General features: G+C 48.2%; 17 protein-coding genes. 4 read left to right on the top strand and 13 right to left on the bottom strand.

Annotated features, from left to right (window positions below; all coding sequences use genetic code 11):
- Nucleotides 1-475: 475 nt before the first annotated feature.
- Together FDW94_RS06630 and FDW94_RS06635 are read right to left on the bottom strand one after the other, a co-directional pair.
- Nucleotides 476-1,948 (bottom strand): aspartate aminotransferase family protein, encoded by a 1,473-nt coding sequence (locus tag FDW94_RS06630; protein WP_162623428.1) that lies wholly within the window; start codon nucleotides 1,946-1,948, stop codon nucleotides 476-478.
- Between the two features lie 6 nt (nucleotides 1,949-1,954).
- Entirely contained in the window at nucleotides 1,955-3,340 is a 1,386-nt protein-coding gene (locus tag FDW94_RS06635; protein WP_008784983.1) for a diaminobutyrate--2-oxoglutarate transaminase, read from the bottom strand.
- A gap of 608 nt (nucleotides 3,341-3,948) precedes the next feature.
- On the opposite strand from FDW94_RS06635, the gene lysC reads away from it, so the two are divergent.
- Nucleotides 3,949-5,310, top strand: a complete 1,362-nt coding sequence (gene lysC / locus FDW94_RS06640) for a lysine-sensitive aspartokinase 3 (protein ID WP_137377329.1) — start codon at nucleotides 3,949-3,951, stop codon at nucleotides 5,308-5,310.
- Nucleotides 5,311-5,436: 126 nt separating this feature from the next.
- Here lysC and ychH read toward each other — a convergent pair whose 3' ends face one another.
- Nucleotides 5,437-5,718, bottom strand: a complete 282-nt coding sequence (gene ychH, locus FDW94_RS06645; protein WP_003833480.1) for a stress-induced protein YchH — start codon at nucleotides 5,716-5,718, stop codon at nucleotides 5,437-5,439.
- A 274-nt stretch (nucleotides 5,719-5,992) separates the two neighbouring features.
- Between ychH and pth the strand changes: the two genes are divergently transcribed.
- Together pth and ychF are read left to right on the top strand one after the other, a co-directional pair.
- A complete protein-coding gene (gene pth / locus FDW94_RS06650; RefSeq protein ID WP_003020814.1) occupies nucleotides 5,993-6,577 on the top strand; it encodes an aminoacyl-tRNA hydrolase in 585 nt (194 codons plus the stop codon).
- 115 nt (nucleotides 6,578-6,692) lie between these two features.
- Nucleotides 6,693-7,787, top strand: a complete 1,095-nt coding sequence (ychF, locus tag FDW94_RS06655; protein WP_003020818.1) for a redox-regulated ATPase YchF — start codon at nucleotides 6,693-6,695, stop codon at nucleotides 7,785-7,787.
- A 171-nt stretch (nucleotides 7,788-7,958) separates the two neighbouring features.
- On the opposite strand, the gene FDW94_RS06660 is transcribed toward ychF, so the two are convergent.
- From FDW94_RS06660 to FDW94_RS06675, 4 genes are read right to left on the bottom strand one after another with little or no spacing between them, the layout of a single operon-like run.
- Nucleotides 7,959-8,225, bottom strand: a complete 267-nt coding sequence (locus FDW94_RS06660; RefSeq protein WP_137377330.1) for a YkgJ family cysteine cluster protein — start codon at nucleotides 8,223-8,225, stop codon at nucleotides 7,959-7,961.
- Nucleotides 8,222-9,793: a hypothetical protein gene (locus FDW94_RS06665; RefSeq protein ID WP_060682107.1), complete on the bottom strand. Its 1,572-nt coding sequence runs from the start codon at nucleotides 9,791-9,793 to the stop codon at nucleotides 8,222-8,224. Before FDW94_RS06665 ends, FDW94_RS06660 begins: the two co-directional genes overlap by 4 nt.
- A gap of 46 nt (nucleotides 9,794-9,839) precedes the next feature.
- Complete coding sequence (locus FDW94_RS06670) at nucleotides 9,840-10,937, bottom strand: hypothetical protein (RefSeq protein WP_048216231.1); 1,098 nt, start codon at nucleotides 10,935-10,937, stop codon at nucleotides 9,840-9,842.
- Nucleotides 10,938-10,975: 38 nt separating this feature from the next.
- The gene (locus tag FDW94_RS06675; protein ID WP_137377331.1) at nucleotides 10,976-11,896 is read right to left on the bottom strand and encodes a WYL domain-containing protein; all 921 of its coding nucleotides are present in this window, start codon (nucleotides 11,894-11,896) and stop codon (nucleotides 10,976-10,978) included.
- A 529-nt stretch (nucleotides 11,897-12,425) separates the two neighbouring features.
- On the opposite strand from FDW94_RS06675, the gene FDW94_RS06680 reads away from it, so the two are divergent.
- Complete coding sequence (locus FDW94_RS06680) at nucleotides 12,426-13,037, top strand: GntR family transcriptional regulator (RefSeq protein ID WP_048216229.1); 612 nt, start codon at nucleotides 12,426-12,428, stop codon at nucleotides 13,035-13,037.
- 53 nt (nucleotides 13,038-13,090) lie between these two features.
- Here FDW94_RS06680 and fucO read toward each other — a convergent pair whose 3' ends face one another.
- The 6 genes from fucO to FDW94_RS06710 all read right to left on the bottom strand — a co-directional run bounded on the left by fucO (nucleotide 13,091) and on the right by FDW94_RS06710 (nucleotide 19,667).
- A complete protein-coding gene (fucO, locus tag FDW94_RS06685; protein ID WP_048224064.1) occupies nucleotides 13,091-14,242 on the bottom strand; it encodes a lactaldehyde reductase in 1,152 nt (383 codons plus the stop codon).
- A 79-nt stretch (nucleotides 14,243-14,321) separates the two neighbouring features.
- Entirely contained in the window at nucleotides 14,322-15,218 is an 897-nt protein-coding gene (locus FDW94_RS06690) for a dihydrodipicolinate synthase family protein (RefSeq protein WP_137377332.1), read from the bottom strand.
- Between the two features lie 29 nt (nucleotides 15,219-15,247).
- Nucleotides 15,248-16,348, bottom strand: coding sequence for a mandelate racemase/muconate lactonizing enzyme family protein (locus FDW94_RS06695; protein ID WP_048216226.1), 1,101 nt, complete (start codon nucleotides 16,346-16,348; stop codon nucleotides 15,248-15,250).
- A 47-nt stretch (nucleotides 16,349-16,395) separates the two neighbouring features.
- Nucleotides 16,396-17,391, bottom strand: coding sequence for an aldo/keto reductase (locus FDW94_RS06700; RefSeq protein ID WP_137377333.1), 996 nt, complete (start codon nucleotides 17,389-17,391; stop codon nucleotides 16,396-16,398).
- Nucleotides 17,392-17,419: 28 nt separating this feature from the next.
- The gene (locus tag FDW94_RS06705) at nucleotides 17,420-18,799 is read right to left on the bottom strand and encodes a PTS transporter subunit IIC (RefSeq protein WP_053069329.1); all 1,380 of its coding nucleotides are present in this window, start codon (nucleotides 18,797-18,799) and stop codon (nucleotides 17,420-17,422) included.
- A 13-nt stretch (nucleotides 18,800-18,812) separates the two neighbouring features.
- Nucleotides 18,813-19,667 carry an amidohydrolase family protein gene (locus tag FDW94_RS06710; protein ID WP_170974222.1) on the bottom strand — a complete coding sequence of 285 codons (855 nt, stop codon included), beginning with the start codon at nucleotides 19,665-19,667 and terminating at the stop codon, nucleotides 18,813-18,815.
- Nucleotides 19,668-20,148 lie beyond the last annotated feature (481 nt).

Below are 20,148 nucleotides of genomic sequence, written 5' to 3' on the forward strand. Positions count from 1 at the left end.
GTCAACGCCTCATCGATTTTCAGCCGGACAGGGGTCATCGCTTCAATGCCCTGACTTTCAGTAAAAGCTGTTTTGCTGTTTAAACAAAAACGCAGATGGTCAGGCGTGGCTGGTCCGGCTGAAAATTGCCGACGTGTTTCCGTAAGGCCGGGAGAGCCAGCATGGATGCTGGCTCAGGGCGCGCTTTGCAGGGACGCTTCCTCGCGCCCTGCCCGGTAGCCAGGAGGAATAAGCGGAGGGTATTGCGTAGCAACAATTTTCCCGCCGGGAGCCGGGATTGTAAAGGGCGTGGCGGAGAACGCCCTTTACACGTTCACGGGAATCCGTGTTTCAGAGAAACAATGAGCATGAGGTGAACGGAACTCTATCTCCGGGATAGCATGTTCTTTACCTCCGCCAGTTTACTGAAACTGAGGCGCTAACTGACTGGCATTACTCCCGTACGTGGGAGCCATTTTTATAACAAGCTTATTGCTTACGCGTTCAACAGTTGCTCAGCCGTTGCCTTCACGCTTGCCAGCAGGACTTTAACATCCTCCAGACATACCGTCGGATTGAGCAGCGTTAGCTTCAGGCAGGTGACACCATCTGCTTCGGTCACGCCGACGTTGGCGCTACCTGAAGCCAGAAGAACGTCGCCAATACGCTGGTTCAGCAGCGCGACAAATGCCACGTCGTCACTTTGCGGGCGGAAGCGGAACAGCACGCTTGCCAGCTGCGGCTCCATCACCAGTTCAAGATGCGGCTGGGTTTTGACAAACTCAGCAACATCACGCGCCAGCGTCACACCGTTATCAATGATCTCGGCATACTGCTTTTTGCCCAGCGCTTCGAGGCCCATCCACAGCTTCAGCGCATCGAAACGACGCGTGGTCTGCAGCGACTTCGATACCAGGTTTGGTACGCCAGCCTCTTCATCGAAATCAGAGTTCAGGTACGCTGCCTGGTAACGCATCAGCTCGTAGTGGCGCGCATCTTTTAACAGGAACGCACCGCAACTGATGGTCTGGAAGAACTGCTTGTGGAAATCCAGCGTCACGGAATCTGCCAGTTCAAGGCCGTTCAGGAAGTCACGGTACTTATCAGAAAGCAGTAACGCCCCGCCCCATGCCGCATCCACGTGCATCCAGATCTGATGTTCTGCAGCCAGCGCTGCAATATCCGCTAACGGATCGATTGCGCCCGCATCGGTAGTACCGGCAGTGGCGACGATTGCCATCACCTGCTCACCGTTGGCTTTCGCCTGGGCCAGCTTGTCTTTCAGGTCAGCCAGATCCATGCGTGAAAACGCATCGGTCTTCACCTGGGTGACGGAACGGTAGCCCAGCCCCATCAGCGCCATGTTCTTCTGCACGGAGAAGTGCGCGCTTTCAGAGCAGAACACTTTGATTTTACTCAGATCACCGGTCAGACCATCCTGCTGAATGGAGTGCCCCTGGCGAGCGAAGAAAGCATCACGCGCCAGCATCAGGCCCATCAGGTTACTCTGCGTACCGCCGCTGGTGAATACGCCCGCATCGCCTGTCGGGTATCCAACCTGCTCACGCAACCACTCGATCAGCTTGATCTCAATGATGGTGGCCGACGGGCTCTGGTCCCAGGAGTCCATACTCTGGTTGGTGGCGTTGATCAGCACTTCCGCCGCCTGGCTAATTACCAGGCTCGGGCAGTGCAGATGCGCCACGCACTGCGCATGGTGAACCAACAAGCTGTCTTTGAGAAAGTATTCAACCGCACGCTCAATAGCGGCCTGGTTGCCCAGGCCCTGAGACGTAAAATTCAGGTTGATACGTTCACGCAGTTGCTCAACGGTTTTACCCTGATACATCTCAGGCTGCTTCAACCATTCAACGACCGCTTGCGTACTCTGCTCGATAGCGTCCTGATAAGCTGCAATGCTTTGCGCCGAGCCGGACAGAATCGGGTTTACGTCTGACATTCGATCCAACTCCGTTTAAACCGGCTTCACGCCAGCGCCCAGCAGGGCGTTTTCGAATTTATCGAGGAAGATTTCCAGCTCAGCGTTGGTGATCAGCAGTGACGGCAGCAGGCGCAGCACGCACCCGTTGCGGCCACCACGCTCCAGAATCAGCCCATTTTCGAAGCATTTTTTCTGCAGCAACGCGGACAGCTCGCCATCGGCCGGGTAGCAGCCCATGTGATCCTGTGCTTCGTTCGGCTTCACGATTTCCAGGCCGATCATCAGACCCAGACCGCGCACCTGGCCAATAACCGGGTAGCGTTTCTGCAGGTCAGCCAGTTTGCCTTTCAGCCACTCGCCCTGGGCAGCAACTTTATCGGCAATCTTGTCATCTTTGAGGATCTTCAGCGTTGTCAGACCGGTCGCCATCGCCAACTGGTTGCCGCGGAAAGTACCAGTGTGGTGGCCCGGAGCCCACGCATCGAACTGCTTTTTAATGCCCAGCACCGCCAATGGCAGACCGCCGCCAACCGCTTTGGACATCACGATGATATCTGGCTCAATACCGGCATGTTCGAAGGCGAACAGTTTACCGGTACGTGCAAAGCCCGCCTGAACTTCATCGATGATCAGCAGAATGCCATGTTCCTGCGTCACTTTACGAATGCGTTGCAGCCACTCGACCGGAGCCGGATTCACGCCACCTTCACCCTGCACCGCTTCAAGGATCACGGCAGCCGGTTTACGCACGCCGCTTTCAACGTCGTTGATCAGGTTTTCGAAGTAGTAGGTTAATGCTTTAACGCCAGCGTCGCCGCCGATACCCAGCGGGCAACGGTACTGATGCGGATACGGCATAAACTGCACTTCCGCCATCATGTTGCTGACCGCTTCTTTCGGCGACAGGTTGCCGGTCACGGACAGCGCGCCGTGGGTCATCCCGTGGTAGCCACCGGAGAAACTGATGATGCTGGAACGGCCGGTGACTTTCTTCGCCAGCTTCAGCGCCGCTTCAACAGCATCAGCGCCGGACGGACCGGTGAACTGCAGGCAATATTCTTTGCCCTGACCCGGTAATAAAGAAAGTAAATATGATGAGAATTCATCTTTTAACGGCGTGGTAAGGTCAAGCGTATGTAACGGTAAGCCGCTTGTGATGACACTTTGAATGCTCTGCAGCACTTCAGGATGGTTATGACCAAGCGCCAGGGTTCCGGCACCTGCCAGGCAATCAAGATATTGATTATTTTCTACATCAGTAATCCAGACGCCCTGCGCTTTAGCGATCGCTAATGGCAGTTTACGTGGATAGCTGCGGACATTAGATTCAAACTCAGCCTGTCTTGCTAAAAAGGTATCATTGCTCTGCGGTAATGAATTAGCACTTAAAGTATCAATACGGACTTTATCCGTCATCATATCACTCCTACAACCAGGTGTAGATTAACGCCTGATTGAATAAATGGTTATAAGGATTACCTGTAAAAAAGCGCGGCTAATATATGTTGTTTTAGCTTAGGACTCAATCATTTATTTTTCGGCATTAAAAATAACAACTTTCCCCTTTAAATTCAAAGCGTAACAACTATTTACCATTACTAAATCCTAAAGAAATATATCTATTTAATTAACAATGTTGTAGCTAATTGCAACGCAGACAATCTAATAAAAACCATGGGATTTTCGTGTTTTTATTATTTTTTTACACGTTTTTACCATTAATGATGCTCGCGACATCTTGTGATGACATGATTTTTCACTTATTTGTCGATAAATCGAATAAAAAAGTCGATCCCTAAATATAAATCACTTAGTATGGCGCGCTTATTTGCAGGCTATGTAGATAAAATTAATGCGCAGCACCCGATAACGCGTACAGGCGACACGCGTTATCGACAACAGGTATTCCCTGGGTTGTCAGCAGAAATGTTCGCGGGCGGACATTTCGTAAGGCGAACGTCGTTCCCTTATGCCGAGAATGAAAATTTTCTAGCCATACTTTTATGGCGCCCTGATATGAGATTGTTATGACTCGCATTTATCCACCATCCGTCGTTGCCAAATTTGGCGGCACCAGCGTCGCTGATTTTGATGCGATGAACCGCAGCGCCAGCATTGTCCTTGCTGATCAAGATGTCCGTTTAGTCGTTTTGTCTGCTTCTGCAGGCGTGACAAACTTACTGGTTGAGCTTTCTGAAGGTCTGGAAACACATCAACAATTAGATAAGATTGAGACTTTACGCGCCATCCAATACAACATTATTTCCCGCCTGAAGCAGCCGTCCGTTATCAGCACGGAAATCGATAATCTTCTAAACAATATACGTCGTCTTGCACAAACGGCGATGGTTTCGCCGTCTGATGCGTTAAGCGATGAATTAGTCAGCCATGGCGAGCTGATGTCCTCGCTACTGTTTACTGAAGTCTTACGTGAACGGCATGCCGAGGCCGGGTGGTTTGACGCCCGCAGCGTGATGCGTACTAACTCGAACTTCGGCTGTGCCGAACCTGAGCTTGGCACACTACACCACCAGGTGGAGACTCACCTGCGCCCTCGTCTTGAGCAAGCGATTATGGTGACTCAGGGATTTATCGGGCGTGATGCCGCAGGGCACACCACAACGCTTGGACGCGGCGGTAGTGATTACACGGCTACGCTTCTCGGTGAGGCGCTTCACGCCACACGCGTTGACATCTGGACCGACGTCGCAGGGATCTACACCACCGACCCACGCATTGCGCCGCGGGCCAAACGAATCGACCATATCTCATTTTCCGAGGCCAGCGATATGGCCGCCTACGGTGCGAAGGTCCTCCACCCGGCGACACTGCTCCCGGCAATGCGTAAAAGCATTCCGGTCTTTGTTGGCTCAAGTAAGGATACTGCCGCCGGAGGTACGCTGGTGCACAACACCACCGATAATCCACCTCGCTATCGTGCGCTCGCCGTGCGTCGTAAACAGACGCTGTTGCGGTTACACAGCCTGGAGGCGCAACCTTCCTGTTCTTTCCTGGCGCAGTCCTTCGCCATTTTAGCTCGCCATGCGGTCACGGTGGATTTGGTTACAACCTCAGAGAATAGTATTGCGCTGGCGCTGGACGCCACTCATGCAACCTCAGGTGAAGACCATGTGCTGACCACCGCATTGTTTACCGCCTTGTCCTCCCACTGTCGTGTGGAAGTGGAAACCGGGCTGGCGCTGGTCACTTTGGTGGGGAATCAACTCACACAGGCTGCGGGAGTTTGCAAAGACGTTTTTGCCTGGCTTGAAGAGCATACGGTACGAATGATTTGCCATGGGGCGTCAAACGACAACCTGAGTATCCTGTTGCCGGCTGACAATGCAGACAGCGCGATCAAAGCGTTACATTATCGGTTATTCGAATAACGCTTCTTTGTAGTATGCCACCAAAGGTAGAAGTCGTTTAATCCAGTACTGACGAACAAGCAGAGCCCTGGTTTTTAAACCAGGACTTTGTGTTCAAACAACTGCACTCCGAGTTGGGAGAGCTATTTAGTTATGCCGATGATTGGTATCACCGCGACGGCAGCGTTTGTCATAGTGGCGCACCCACCAGTAACGATCGCTGATTTGTTCGTGCCCCCCCACTCTGGCACCCGCCAACCAGAGGACACCACCAACAAAAATACTGAGCACGGCACCATGTGCGAAAAACTGTGGCAGATTAAATTGCGGCAGTTGGTTTAAAATAGAGTAACCAACACCACCCACCATCACCACCAACCCTAAAGCCATGAGCACGTTACCGAGTAACGAAGCGTTTTTGCGTTTCATGTGTCACCTCCGGAACTTTGGGTTGTTACAGGGAATACCCCTAATCCTTATGTGTAAAGTATAGACAACACTGCCGTTCGCAAGTGCGGGAGCGATCACAATTACAAACACTCATGCAACAAAACTTTACAAATAAGCCACTGAACACACTCATTTTCTAATAGTCCATTTGTGCAATTATTCAGCTTTTGGCGATAAGCACGCAGTTTTTTGTCAACAGCAGCGTCAGACAGTAAACTACACGTCGTTTATCGAAACACTCAGGACAAAACACGTGGCGATTAAATTGATTGTCGGCCTGGCAAACCCCGGCGCAGAGTATGCGGCAACGCGACACAATGCAGGCGCATGGTATGTCGATCTGCTGGCAGAAAGATTACGCGCTCCCCTGCGCGATGAGCCGAAATTCTTCGGCTACACCTCCAGAGTTACGCTTGAAGGTGAAGACGTCCGTCTGCTGGTGCCAACCACATTTATGAATCTGAGCGGCAAGGCTGTCGGTGCGATGGCCAGTTTTTATCGTATTAACCCCGATGAAATTTTGGTCGCACACGATGAGTTAGACCTGCCCCCTGGCGTGGCCAAATTTAAGCTTGGCGGCGGTCATGGCGGACATAATGGCCTGAAAGACATCATTAGTAAGTTAGGTAATAACCCCAACTTTCATCGTTTACGCGTTGGAATTGGCCATCCGGGCGATAAAAACAAAGTTGTCGGATTTGTTTTAGGCAAACCGCCTGTTTCAGAACAGAAGTTAATTGATGAAGCAATTGACGAAGCGGCACGTTGTACCGAGATTTTGTTCAAAGATGGCCTGACCAAAGCAACGAGCCGGTTACACACCTTTAAAGCGCAATAAGCAGCGATGTGCGGCATTTTTCTCGCGTGCTGTGTATAATAGGCAAAGTTATTTACATTTCTACAATCTGTTTTCCATAACAGGTTGAATATCAAAAGATTAAGGTGATTTAAACATGGGATTCAAATGCGGTATCGTCGGTTTGCCAAACGTAGGCAAATCCACCCTGTTCAACGCGCTCACAAAAGCGGGTATTGAAGCGGCAAACTTCCCGTTCTGTACTATCGAGCCGAACACCGGTGTTGTCCCGATGCCCGATCCGCGTCTGGATCAGCTGGCCGAAATCGTCAAACCGCAGCGTATCCTGCCAACAACGATGGAATTCGTCGACATCGCCGGTCTGGTAAAAGGCGCGTCCAAAGGTGAAGGCCTGGGTAACCAATTCCTGACCAACATCCGTGAAACCGAAGCTATCGGCCACGTGGTGCGTTGCTTTGAAAACGACAACATCATCCACGTTAATAACAAAGTGGATCCGGCTGATGACATTGAAGTTATCAATACCGAGCTGGCGTTGTCCGACCTCGACACCTGTGAGCGCGCTATCCATCGCGTACAGAAAAAGGCCAAAGGCGGCGACAAAGACGCTAAAGCAGAACTGGCTGCGCTGGAAAAATGCCTGCCACAGCTGGAAAACGCTGGCATGCTGCGCGCACTGAAAACGCTGACTGACGAAGACAAAGCGGCCATCAAATACCTGAGTTTCCTGACGCTGAAGCCAACAATGTACATCGCTAACGTCAACGAAGACGGTTTTGAAAATAACCCGTACCTCGATAAAGTGCGCGAAATCGCGGCTGCCGAAGGTTCTGTTGTGGTTGCCGTTTGCGCTGCCGTTGAAGCTGACATCGCAGAACTTGATGATGCTGACCGTGAAGAATTCATGGCTGAAATGGGTCTGGAAGAGCCGGGCCTGAACCGCGTTATCCGTGCTGGCTACGAATTGCTGAACCTGCAGACCTACTTCACTGCTGGCGTGAAAGAAGTCCGTGCATGGACCATTCCTGTCGGTGCCACGGCTCCGCAGGCAGCCGGTAAAATCCATACCGACTTCGAGAAAGGCTTTATCCGCGCACAAACCATCGCGTTTGAAGATTTCATCACCTATAAAGGTGAGCAAGGTGCGAAAGAAGCTGGGAAAATGCGTGCCGAAGGTAAGGACTATATCGTCAAAGATGGCGATATCATGAACTTCCTGTTCAACGTCTAAATAAAATTTGTTATCTCATGAGGTCTCAACGAATCTCATGAAAATCACAAAACCTATAAAATCCACGCAATTGCGTGGATTTTTGTTTTCACAGCATCTCAACTCATCTCGTCACAGCACCGTCAAAAATAAGTACATATTGACGCTGACCCCTTCGTGAAGCACACCGCCCTACATTTTCTCCAGAATTAAACACGCTTCACGATTAAGCGTAATGAACTCCTGCCAGCTATATTGCTGTCGGTAGTTAAGCTGATACTGCTTTTCTACCTGGCAAATAAGCGGACGTGTTTCATAAATCGCGCACAGCTTTGTCTCCATCTGATAGTGACGACAAATGCCGTCACCGCGATCAAGAAATTGCGTTTCACTGGCGCGATCGACGTGGCGACAACAAGCGCCACACTGGTTACAGGGAAACGCGGGCGTGAGCGTCATAGCTTACTTAACCAGCTACGCACAGAACGGGTATTCCCTGCTTCAAACGGTAGCGCAATATTTCGGCGCTCAACCTCTGCACGCAGCAACAAACCACGCTCAATTTCACTGTTCACCGCGTTAAGATGCAGCGAGAAACGCGATAACGCTGACGTATCAATAGCAAACTCTAACGCCGAAAGCTCCAGTAGATAACGATCGAGTTCAGCATTCACCTGTTGATAATACTCTAGTGCTTTCTGATACTTATCTTTAAACGTATCCAGAAACGCCCAGACCTTTTTCATCAATGCACTGTGTTCCAGGAAGTAGTTCATTACCAGCGTCAGAATACCTGTCGCCAGCGCACCGCAGAAAGCGGCCAGTTCCGGACCAAAAGGAAAGACGAGCATCTTGGCTAAAGCTTCGTTAACCACCACACCAGCAGCCACGGCAACACCCGCAGCCACCAGCTTGCTTACCGCTTTAGCGAGCTGCCCCGGTGCTAACCCTTCAGGGTTAAAGACCATAACTTTAAAGGCCTGTACCAAATTGTTCCACATCTCACGAATCAGGCGCACCATCATCTTCTTAGTCGTAAAGAAGATATTGAACAGCGTCGTTGTAATGCTGGAGAGCACGCCACCGATGGCACCGTCTTTAAAGGACGTCAGGAAAGTGCTGAATTTACCCTGCACTCGCTGCCAGACTGCGCGTAATGCCTCCGCCGCATCTTGCAGGAAGTCTCCGGCATCGAATGAATGACGATGCTTCTCAAACATCACGGGAATACGCTCACGGAACTCAAACCAGGTCTCTGCCAGAATCAGTCCCAACATCTGCCGCGTTCCCATGCGAAACGCATTGTTCATTGTGGCGGTGGCGACATTCTTCGCAAACTTACTGCTGGTATAATATTCCTGATTGATCGTACTGTTGTATTTTGCCCGCGCCTTTTTGTCGGCCTCTTTCATCCGTTCAAAATCGGCGGCGGCTTTATTTTCCAGCTTATTCAGCTGTTTTTGCTCTTGCTCGGAAAGCGTTGGCTGGCTGCGTAAACGGGCAATTTCCTGCGTGGTCACAGCATGCTGTTCTTGTAGCGTTTGCACGAAGGCATCCATCGTTTTCGCCTTCTTCGCCTTATTCAGCGACTCATTCGTGAAGGTCAGATTTGATGAATCATTAGCCAGATCGGCACCATCACATTCGGCAAGGATACGCCCAGGATCGTTGTGAATTTCATGGGCGGCAATAATATGGTCGAGGTTCTTTTTATCATTAGCCGCAAATTTCTCACCGGTGTAGGTATCGGTCAACGTACCGGCCTCGTGCGCCTTTTTTCCCGCCCGGTTGGTGGCAATGTAGTTTTCGTGGCTATGGTAATGATGAGAATCATACCCTTCACGTTGCTCGTACCGTTGACGCTCGGCATCGGTGGCATACACTCCCTCGCGAGCGTTATGAATGGTATTCACATCGCCGCCGTGTTTATCCTCCAGCAAGAGAAAATCCAACCCAAAAGAGGTGGTCAGACTCTTAACCACCGTCTGATGTAACTCTTCACCCCAGTCAAACCTGGCTGTGTTCATTGTGCTCGCCCATAGCAATGCCGGGCAGATTCGCCCGGCGCGTCGATTAAATACGAGAAGAAAATGCGTCAAACTCAGAAGCAGAAACCGCCAGTTTTTCGTCCAGAATCTCTTTGTTCAGCAGGTTCATACCGTTGCTGTCGGTCTGCAGTTGGATCACGCCATCTTCGATAACGGCTTCACCGTTTTCCTGCGTCACCGGCTTGAACAGCGGCGTGGTGATCACGTCGGTCATGATGGCGGCTAATTCATAACCATGGTCGATAATCGCCATGATCTCTTCCGACTCACTAATCTCGGTGGTTATATTCTTCTCATGACGTTCAACAATGATGGCATGCATCGCTTTCAGCGGTTCAAAGTAGTGTTGAACAAAGACGCTATGCATACGGGTTATTGATTCATAAATGCTATTTACATACTGCTGCACCTTCGTCAACTGCGCTTCAGCCGCATTCATTTTTTCCACCGCAGCTGTCACTTCACGAGAGCTTTGATAAGCATTGTTAAGCGCCTTTTCGGCATGGCTATCGTAAGCCCAGCCTGCGATAGCAATCAACGGAGCCACTACCGCGCCGCCAAGTACCATCGCACCGCCCGCCATTCCCCAGCCGCCTGCGGCCAGAGAACCGCCGCCGATAGCCGCCATTGTGGCGTTATACGCCGCCGCACCAGACAGGGCGGCAATCGGCGTACCGGTAGACGCTGCGGCAAACGCCATCACGCCGCTGTACACGGCAAAACCAGCGGCAGCACCGGACACCCCGGCACCGACGACTGTCGTCAGGTATTCCGTGGCGGAAATCGCCAGACTCTGAATTTTATTGATGTTGTGCTGCGGTACCTTCAGACGAAGATCTTTATGTCCATCCTTAGCCATACGCGCCAACAGATCGTCGGCAATCGTTTTAAATTCATTGAAATCTTTACCGATCTTCAGTTCTTTTTCACCCAGCTCGGCCAGTTTTTTCGACGTTGTTTCATTCGCCAGATCAAAGCTCTCTTTATGCTTATCAAAGCGACGCTGCGCGCGATCTAAAACATCGTCGGCTTCTGATTTTTTCTGGTAGCCATCATAAGCTTTTTTGCCACCAAACGCCGTTGCCGCTGCCGCGACGCCCAGAATAATGAAAGGTAATGCCATAAATAAAAATCTCCTGTGCAATAAGTCGTTGTTACCCGCTACGCATCACATTCCAGAACAGGAACTGAGTCGCGATCGCCAGTGATATAGTTATGCAGTATGTTGATGACCGTTTTTTTCAACCATTCAGGTTCCAGAATTTCTATATTCGGTAACCAGAATAGAATTAATGGAATAATTTGATTCTGATGTGCTGCCTTGCAAAGCAAAGTCACGCCATCATTCTCTTCACGCACTAATTCTTGCTGAGGCAGTAAATCTCGTCTTGCGAAGTAGCCAGCAATGCTGTGTTTAATACGCACCCGCACCTCAAACGTCTCTTCACTTACCCAAGGATCGCGATGCTCATCAATTAATGACAGTGTGGATGTATCGACCGCAAAATGCTCTTTCCGGATATCCAACCATCGAATTTTACTTAACGAAAAAGACTTTAGCTTTCCGTCCTCGGTCGCCTGCAGATACCAAATATTTTTCTGGTTAACTAATTTATAAGGGTGAACGGTGCGCGTTTTGTCTTTATATAAAATATGACAGACACTGTTTTTCTGAATCGCTTTTTCTAATAAGTTAAAATACTTTCGCAAATCATTTCTGACTGAATGTTCAGGGCGACCAAACTGAACTCTAACATGCTGTTCTACCGCTCGTTTTTCTAAGCTAAGCCAAAAATCCTCATCTCTATCAGGAAAAACCGCGTCGGCGTCGAGCAGCTTTGCCAGTGGGTCATGAAGGGCATAGGCGCTATTATTCTGCGCGCGAATCGGTATCAATCGATACTCTCCTCCACCACACCCCTCAATAAAGGAGGAAAGCATATTAAGATCACGATAGACCGTTCGTTCAGTGATATTAAATTTCTTCATCAACTGATAGCGATTCACAACGCCACAAGTTTGCAGCTCTATTAGGATATCGACTAAACGTTCTGCTGAGCAACTCCTTGCTGAATCAGCCATAAGCACCTACTTTTCTGTTTTCCTGACATGAATTATATATAAAATGCTGACATATCCTGTCAGTGTATCGGCACGCTGATCATTTTTTTTAGAGAAATCGACAATTTATTTGACCATTAGTCGCATTGGACAATTTTTAGGGACAAAAAGCGCTCCTCATCAGGAGTAAATGCCACAGACATGGCGGCCAAAAGACCACCTGCATACATCCTCATCAAACTGGCTAACGGCTATCTCTTCCACTAAGCCAAATTCAACGCTGAGTTTGCAAAGGTGGATTGTCAGGAGAGTTTCTTAATGATGGCCAGTATCGTGGTATGAACGCCAGTATTTGGTTTCTTCACGCTGAGTAAAAAAACATCATCTGCAGAAGGATGTGGACGCGCTGGGAGCTGTTAGTGCTGCTGACTGAGTCGTTGAAACACGAGCTAATTCGTTGTACAACCGGGCTTACCCATTGATTTCATAGTGACAAGGGGCTAATTTGTATCTCATTAAACATGATTATGACCCTCATTAAAGCCAGACTATGAACATCAGCGAAAAAACATATCATCAATTGAAGGCCAAAATCATCGCCAATGAGTTGGTGGGGGCTATCTCAGAAAATGAGCTATGTCAGGAACTTAATGTCAGCCGTACGCCGCTGCGCGAAGCTTTGTTTCGCCTGATGACTGAAGGCTGGATTGAGCCTTCCAAAAATAAAACGAAAACCATTAAACCCATTACGCTCAGTGAAATACGTGATATTTTCCAGATCCGAAAAGACATTGAAATTATGGTATTGAATTTGTCATGGGAGAACCAGGACCCGCAACGGTACCAGACAATTAAAGATAAAATTGAAGTCGGTTTTCATGATTCGAATGTGTCTTTATTACTCGAAGCTGATAACGAGCTACATGAACAAATGCTATCCGATTGCCACAACGCCATTGTGACTAAAACGCTGACCTTCATGTATGACCGGTTACGCATGCTGCGTTCAGACAAAATGAAAAATGATTCAATCATTGATTCATCCAAAGAACATTTGAAAATTTGCGCCGGTATTATTGCCCGCGATATAGAACAAACCCGTGAAGCCATTGCCCATCACGTCAACAACTCCTACAACCGCCTGTTCTCCAGCTTTAAATAGGCTATGCATATAACATGGCCGGTATTTCTACCGGTCATGTGGGAAGTTAAAAATTAGTAGAGCTGTCGGTACAACGCTTTAATCTCTTCAATACAGGTATCTCGAGGGTTTCCACCGGTACAGACGTCCGCCATTGCCGCGGCTGCCAGAGCATCGATATCTTCATATTTCATGCCGATATCGCGCAGTCGGGCGGGAATATTTACGTCTCGGTTAAGCTGTGCCACGGCTTCAACGGCCGCCTGACGCGCCTCTTCGATCGGCATCACCATGGCCTGAGTATTGCCCAAAGCCTGTGCAATTTGGCGATATTTGTCTCCTGTAAACTCGGCGTTGTATGCCATGATATGCGGCAATAGCACTGCATTGGCGACGCCGTGTGGCGTACCATAGAATGCACCCAGAGGATGTGCCATCCCATGCACCAGGCCCAATCCGACATTAGAAAAGCCCATCCCGGCAATATACTGCCCCACCGCCATGCCTTCAGCGTCCTGGGCGATTCCCTGTATCGAACCGCGTAGCGAACGCCCTATCATCTCAATCGCCTTTAAATGAAGCGTATCGGTTAATTCCCATGCCCCTTTCGTAATATATCCTTCGATTGCATGAGTCAGTGCGTCAACACCGGTTGCCGCTTTTAAACTGGGCGGCATGCTGGCCATCATGTCAGCATCAATAATGGCAACGACCGGAATAGCATGAGGATCGTAGCAAACGAACTTACGTCGGTTCTCTACATCGGTAATCACATAGTTAATAGTCACCTCAGCTGCCGTACCCGCGGTCGTTGGAATGGCAATCATCGGTACAGCGGCATTTTTAGTGTCAGCCCCACCTTCGAGGCTGCGGACATCGGCAAACTCAGGGTTGTTAATGATTATCCCTACCGCTTTGCACGTATCCTGCGGTGAACCGCCACCAATAGCGACCAGGTAATCTGCCCCCGCCTGACGAAATGCCTCAACACCTTGCTGCACGACGTCAATCGTAGGGTTAGGTATGACCTTATCAAAAATTTGGTAAGGCAACCCTGCGCTATCAAGAATATCAAGTACCTTGGTCGCTACATTAAACTGGATAAGATCGTGGTCAGTAACTACCAGCGCTTTTTTAAAACCTCGCTTTTTAACTTCATCAACGATAGCGTTAATTGAACCCACGCCAAAATATGAGGTTTCATTTAATATCATTCTATAAGACATATTCTATACCTTATAACAGAGAGGTATAACAGCAATACAGCATTGCCGTAGCATAATGTATGCTGTTATTGATTTTTGATTATTTGATACTGAACATTATGTCAATCTGTTGCGATTCCTGACAAGTTAGTTCCCCCGCAAAGCTTCTTGATTCCCCCCCAGAATACTGAAACTTATGAGCCACTGCGGTTTTAATTGTAGTAACAAAATCATTACCAATATTATAAATAGCAGAAAGCCGGCTTATCTCACGCTGTACGCCAGTAAGCTGGGTAAGATCATTTTCATCCCAGGCTTTAATTGCCTGCACAAAAAGTTCGGGACAAATATTATTTAATCCTGAAATAACTCCCGCGCCACCCGCCAGAAGATTTGGGATAAGATATTCATCATAACCGGACAGAACAACAAAATCGTCTCTAACGGACGCGACTGACTGAATAATTGCGCGAGTATGAGAGAGGCAATCAACAGTATCTTTAACACCCACAAAATTGGGAAATTCTGCCGCTAATTGCGCTACCAGTACCGCGTCCAGGTCGTATCCAGTTCGGGCAGGAAAGTTGTATGCGAACCATTTTCCATTCAGGCGCTGCCCCAGATCGCGGTAGTATGCCAATAGTTGGGCCGGCGTTTGTTGAAAATAGTAGTGAGGTAGAATCATCACTGCTTGATACCCGCAATGCCAGGCCTCTTCTGCCAGACGTATCATATCCGCCATACAGGTAGCTGAGATATTTGCCACCAGCGGCAGCGATGACATTTTCCGTGCCTCACGGATAAGCATCAGTCGTTCATCCAGCGTTAATGCGGTGAACTCCCCAATACTTCCCATTAGCAATACGACATGAGTCCCAGCCTCTTCCAAACGTCGCAAATGCTGCTGCAGTGCCGATAAATCAATATTTCCTTGTTGATCAAAAGGCGTAATTGATGGGCACCATGCACCGTGAAATTGAGCATGATTTTCAGACATAATATATTCCTGAGAAAATAAAAATTGTTTTATTCAATGACATGGTAAACAACAGTATCAGCCTGTATTTTCTGCCAGTCCCACTGAATACCCAAACCAGGTTCTTCTGGTGGGAAAGCATATCCTTCGCGAATATTTACTTTATTCAGAGTAACACTATCGAGCTGTGGAATATATTCCAACCAACGGCTATTAGTAATGGCGCAACATAATGATATATGCAATTCCATCAAGAAATGCGGACAGACAATTTTATTAAAGCATTCCGCCATATGTGCAACTTTAAGCCATGGTGTAATACCACCAATACGAGCCACATCAACCTGAATAATATCTGCGGCATTATTCTGTAAATACTCTTTGAAGTGCTGGATAGAATAAATGGACTCACCCACCGCGACAGGAATGGTGGTTGACTCACACAATTTTTGATGAGAATCAACATCATGCGCCAGAAACGGCTCTTCAATCCATGAAAGATTAATATGCTCCAACAACGCTGCGCGCTGTTTGGCTTCCGAGAATTTAAACGCCTGGTTGCAATCAGTCATGATCACGTACTCATCACCCACCGCTTCACGTACAGCAGTCAAACGCTCGATATCACGCACCGGACTTTCAGAACCAATTTTGATTTTAGAACCGCAGAATCCCTGCGCCTTAACAGCCAGCGCATCATCAACTAATTCCTGAGTGCTTAAATGCAGCCAGCCCCCTTCGGTGGTGTATAACTTCATGCGCGACTTCGCACCACCTGCGACTTTATACAGCGGCAAATTCATGCGCTTACACTTCAAATCCCATAATGCGGTATCAATGGCTGCCAGTGCCAGAGACGTAATGGCGCCAACCGAGGTCGCATGAGTTGAGAACAGCAATGATTCCCAGATGCCCTCAATCATCGTCGCATCCTGACCAATCAATTTCGGTAACAGGTGATCTCGTAACAGCGCAACCACAGATGAGCCGCCGGTGCCAATTGTGTAGGTATAGCCCTCACCAATTTCTCCACTCGATGTTGTTAAACGAATAATCGGCGTCTCTTGTGAGACAAAAGACTGAATCGCATCGACACGTTTTACTTTAGGTTTCAAATCAACCATAAAGATTTCGGCTTTAACTATTTTCATTACATCCTCAATATCTGTTAATTTTTTCGCAAAGTTACAAATGATGCTTACTGAATACCAATGCTGGCCAGTTCATCCCACAATTCCTGCGGAATATCCCAGTTAGCCCAGGCAAAATTAGTCAACGCTTGTTCTACGGATTGAACGCCGCAGGTTACGGTGACCACATTTTGGTTTCTTAATGGGAATTGCAGCGCCGCAGCACCAATCGGCACGGCATGTTTTGCACATAGCGCTTCTATCGCATTTACTTTTTCAATAACCTGCGCTGGCGCGGAACCGTATTCATACAACGCCTTCGATTTATCTTTCGCGACTAAAACTCCGGTAGCGAAAGGTGCAGCAACAGCCACCGAAACATTGTTGCTTTCACATTTGGCAAAGAACGCCTGGCGGTCTGTTTCCAGCAGGTTGTAGCGGTTGGCGAGCATTAAGATATCCGGGGCAGCGTTATCCATCACCTCCATCAGGATTGCCTCTTCATTCGCGCCTGCGCCCCAGGCTTTGATATCACCATTGCGCTTTAGCTCTTCTAAAGCCTTCTGCCCTGACTCGCAGAAGGTTTTAAAATGTTGGCGTTCCAGTTCCGTATTGCCGTAGGTATAAGTGCCGAGATCGTGTACATAGAGAATGTCGATATAACGGGTTCCCAGCCGCTGGATAGAGTTTTCGTATGAGCGCATGATGCCCTCATAGGAGTAATCAGCCTGTCGGTTAAAAGGGTTCTCATCATAAAAAAATTCCCCTGCTTCAAGGCCTGGCTCTTGTTTCCGGGATTGCAGCAGGCGACCAACCTTGGTGGACAAAACATATTCGCTACGCTCCAGTCCACGTAATCCCAGACCTAAACGCAGTTCAGAAAGTCCGCTGCCATAATGTGGTGCAGTATCAAAGTAGCGCCAGCCAACCTGAATTGCCTTATCAACAATGTCCATGGCTTCGTTATTGCTCAGCGTTCTGAATAAATTAGCCAGGCTGGCTGCGCCGAAGGTTAAAGAAGGTACACTAAGCTCTACACTTTTAATTGGATTCTGAGTAATCATAATATTCCCCTGATGTTTATCAGTATTCTTAGTCAACTTTGTTAGCAGTTAATGAGGCCGCAGTCGTTGATTTATTATTAATATTGAAAATCAACTTCAGCACATAAATAATAATCCCAGTCACTACGATAGAAAAAAGACACAAGAGTGCAGGATTCATTCCTTTTAACAGTTCGAACATTTTGTAGAAGATATAAGATATAGCGTGTGAGCCACCATCTATTGATGAGGCCATCATCTCTTTTGGCACATTCAATTGAGCCTTTTCGGCCAAAGCCTGCGACACAACAGCGAGATCCGAACCAAACCACAGGATCCCACACACGATGACAATGCCATTAATTAATCCACGAAACATGTTTCCGTTGCATGCAACCGTGCCAAAGACAACAAATATCGGCAGATAAGGAATATCGGCGAATGGCATCATGGTATTAAAAGGCAAAATAGTACTAATTAGGATCGTGAGTGGCACCATCAAAATACCTACAGACAATACCGCAGGATTTTTAAAAGCAATTTCACCACTGATACCAAAATAAAGTGACTTTGTTGGAAAACGTTTCTTTACCCATTCAGAAGCAATTTCAGTAATCGGTACCAGACCACTGACCAGCACTCCCGCCATCGTCGGTAATAACACCATGACCGCAGCAAAATTCATTCCACTCTTAATAATATCGCTGAACGGTAGCGCGCCAAGCATACCGATGATCACCCCCAGAATGGCCCCCATCGCTAACGGACTACCAAAAAACCCTAGTTTGGCTTCAATTTTGCTGAGATTAAGGTCAATTTTGTTAATCAACGGAATGCGATCAATTACACGGTCCATTAAAAATGCCAGCGGGGCCCATGCGACGATCTCCGCCTGAGTAATGGTCACGTTTGGCGTGTCACAGAATTTCTGCACATGTGGGGCAATGTAATCGGCGATTTTTAGCGTAATAATAAATGTGATCCAACTTGCAAAAATTCCCATCCAAAATGAACCCGTCACCTGTTCAACGATGATTCCGGCAAATACAAAGTGCCAGTAATTCCAAAAATCAACGTTAAGGGTTTTGGTGGTATTGGTTGAAATCATCAACAAATTAGTGGCAAAACATAACGCATAAACAATCGGCAGAGAAAGAGCAGCCAGACTGAAGGCGCTAATTAACGGCCAGCCCAGATCCAATACTTCATAATGAAGATTGAGGTTTTTTACCATCGCTTCTGTCGAACTGCTGAGTGATGTCACCATAAAACCGATCAGCAATGAAAGACCGAGAAACCCAATACCTACCGTCATTGCATTTTTCGCCGCATCGGCAAGTTTCGCGCCAAATAGCACGGCAAATAAAAACATAATCATTGGAATGACCACTGCCGGGCCAAATCCGAGGATATATTGAACGACTTCCATAAGTGCCCCCCTGTTACTTTAATGAGTAAACCTTCTCTGCCACGCGATAAAAAAAGTTATCGCTGGAAAGAGCCTGGTGAGATTGCAGGTAGTTCTGGTAAAGCCCTAAAGTGTCGGCGTACGGTAATGCCAGTAGAGAAACAGGCCAGTCAGATCCATACATCACTCGCTCATCACCAAATGCGGCAAAAACCGAGCTAAAATAAGGTTCAAGCTCCTGGCTCGCCTGCTCAGGTTCCGTCCAGCGGGCATAATCTGCTTCCGTGACCAGGCCTGATAGTTTGCAAAAAACATTGCTGTAAGCCTCACCAATCAACATTAACTGTTCACGCCAGCGGGTAATTTCCCCGTCGCGAACTGCGGGTTTTGCCGCATGTTCGATAACAAAGGTCACTTCCGGACAAGCAGAGATAAGCTGGCTTGCCGCCTCCAGCTGTTGGTGCGTAACCAGCAGTTCATACACCAGCCCCTGCTCTCCAACACAACGTACCCCCTGGATAAATTGCGGGGTCACTAAATGGCTCTCAGGCAAGCCCTGAGACATATAGCGGATCCCTTTCAGATAGCGGGATTTTCTCTGCAGTCTCTGCAAATCCTCTGCGATCCCAGCCCCGCGGTTTATATCCACCCATCCCACAACACCTTTTACTTCATCGTGATGCTCAGCTATTTCCAGCAGCCATTCGGTCTCCTCAATTGAAGGGATGGCTTGTACTAAAATGGCGCCTTCGATGTGGTTTTCAGCCAATACGGCCTGCAAATCGTCAATAAGAAAATCACGGCGAATTGCCGCCAGATCGTCTGTGATCCAGGCAAAATGCTCTCCCTGGCAATGCCAAACATGGTTATGGGTATCAATCACTTTCATACTCACCATCCTGTATTTTAATTGTATACAATGAGAATACAATAAAAGTCTGTGGTTAAAAGGCAACCACGGAATGCACTATCTGAGTACGGGATCACAATTTTCACGGTTTATCTGTAGGCTAAAAAAGGGACGTAAAAGCCTATAACCGCCGTAGAATCCGATGTCACTGAGCTGAACTATTGCATGTGGTTAATGTGGTGGACGCTTGTGCGTCCCGCTGAAGTTACAGAAGCAGAATGAGCAGAGAAGAGCGATAGATGGGTAAGTACGAACTAAAATCTAAACGTTTCGTAAGTTACGATGTATTGATACGTTAACATTAATAAATAACGGTTATTTTATTGAAACCCTAAATTACGACGAGAGCTTAATACACGCCCCAACTTTGAGCCTTGCGCGCTAAACCGTGACTTAGCAGTACCCCCACGTTTCAGTTTTGTAACATCCACCAGCAAATTAGCGCCCCCCCCCCCACACA

It is taken from the genome of Citrobacter sp. wls757 (assembly GCF_005280935.1).
Taxonomy (GTDB): Bacteria; Pseudomonadota; Gammaproteobacteria; order Enterobacterales; family Enterobacteriaceae; genus Citrobacter; species Citrobacter portucalensis.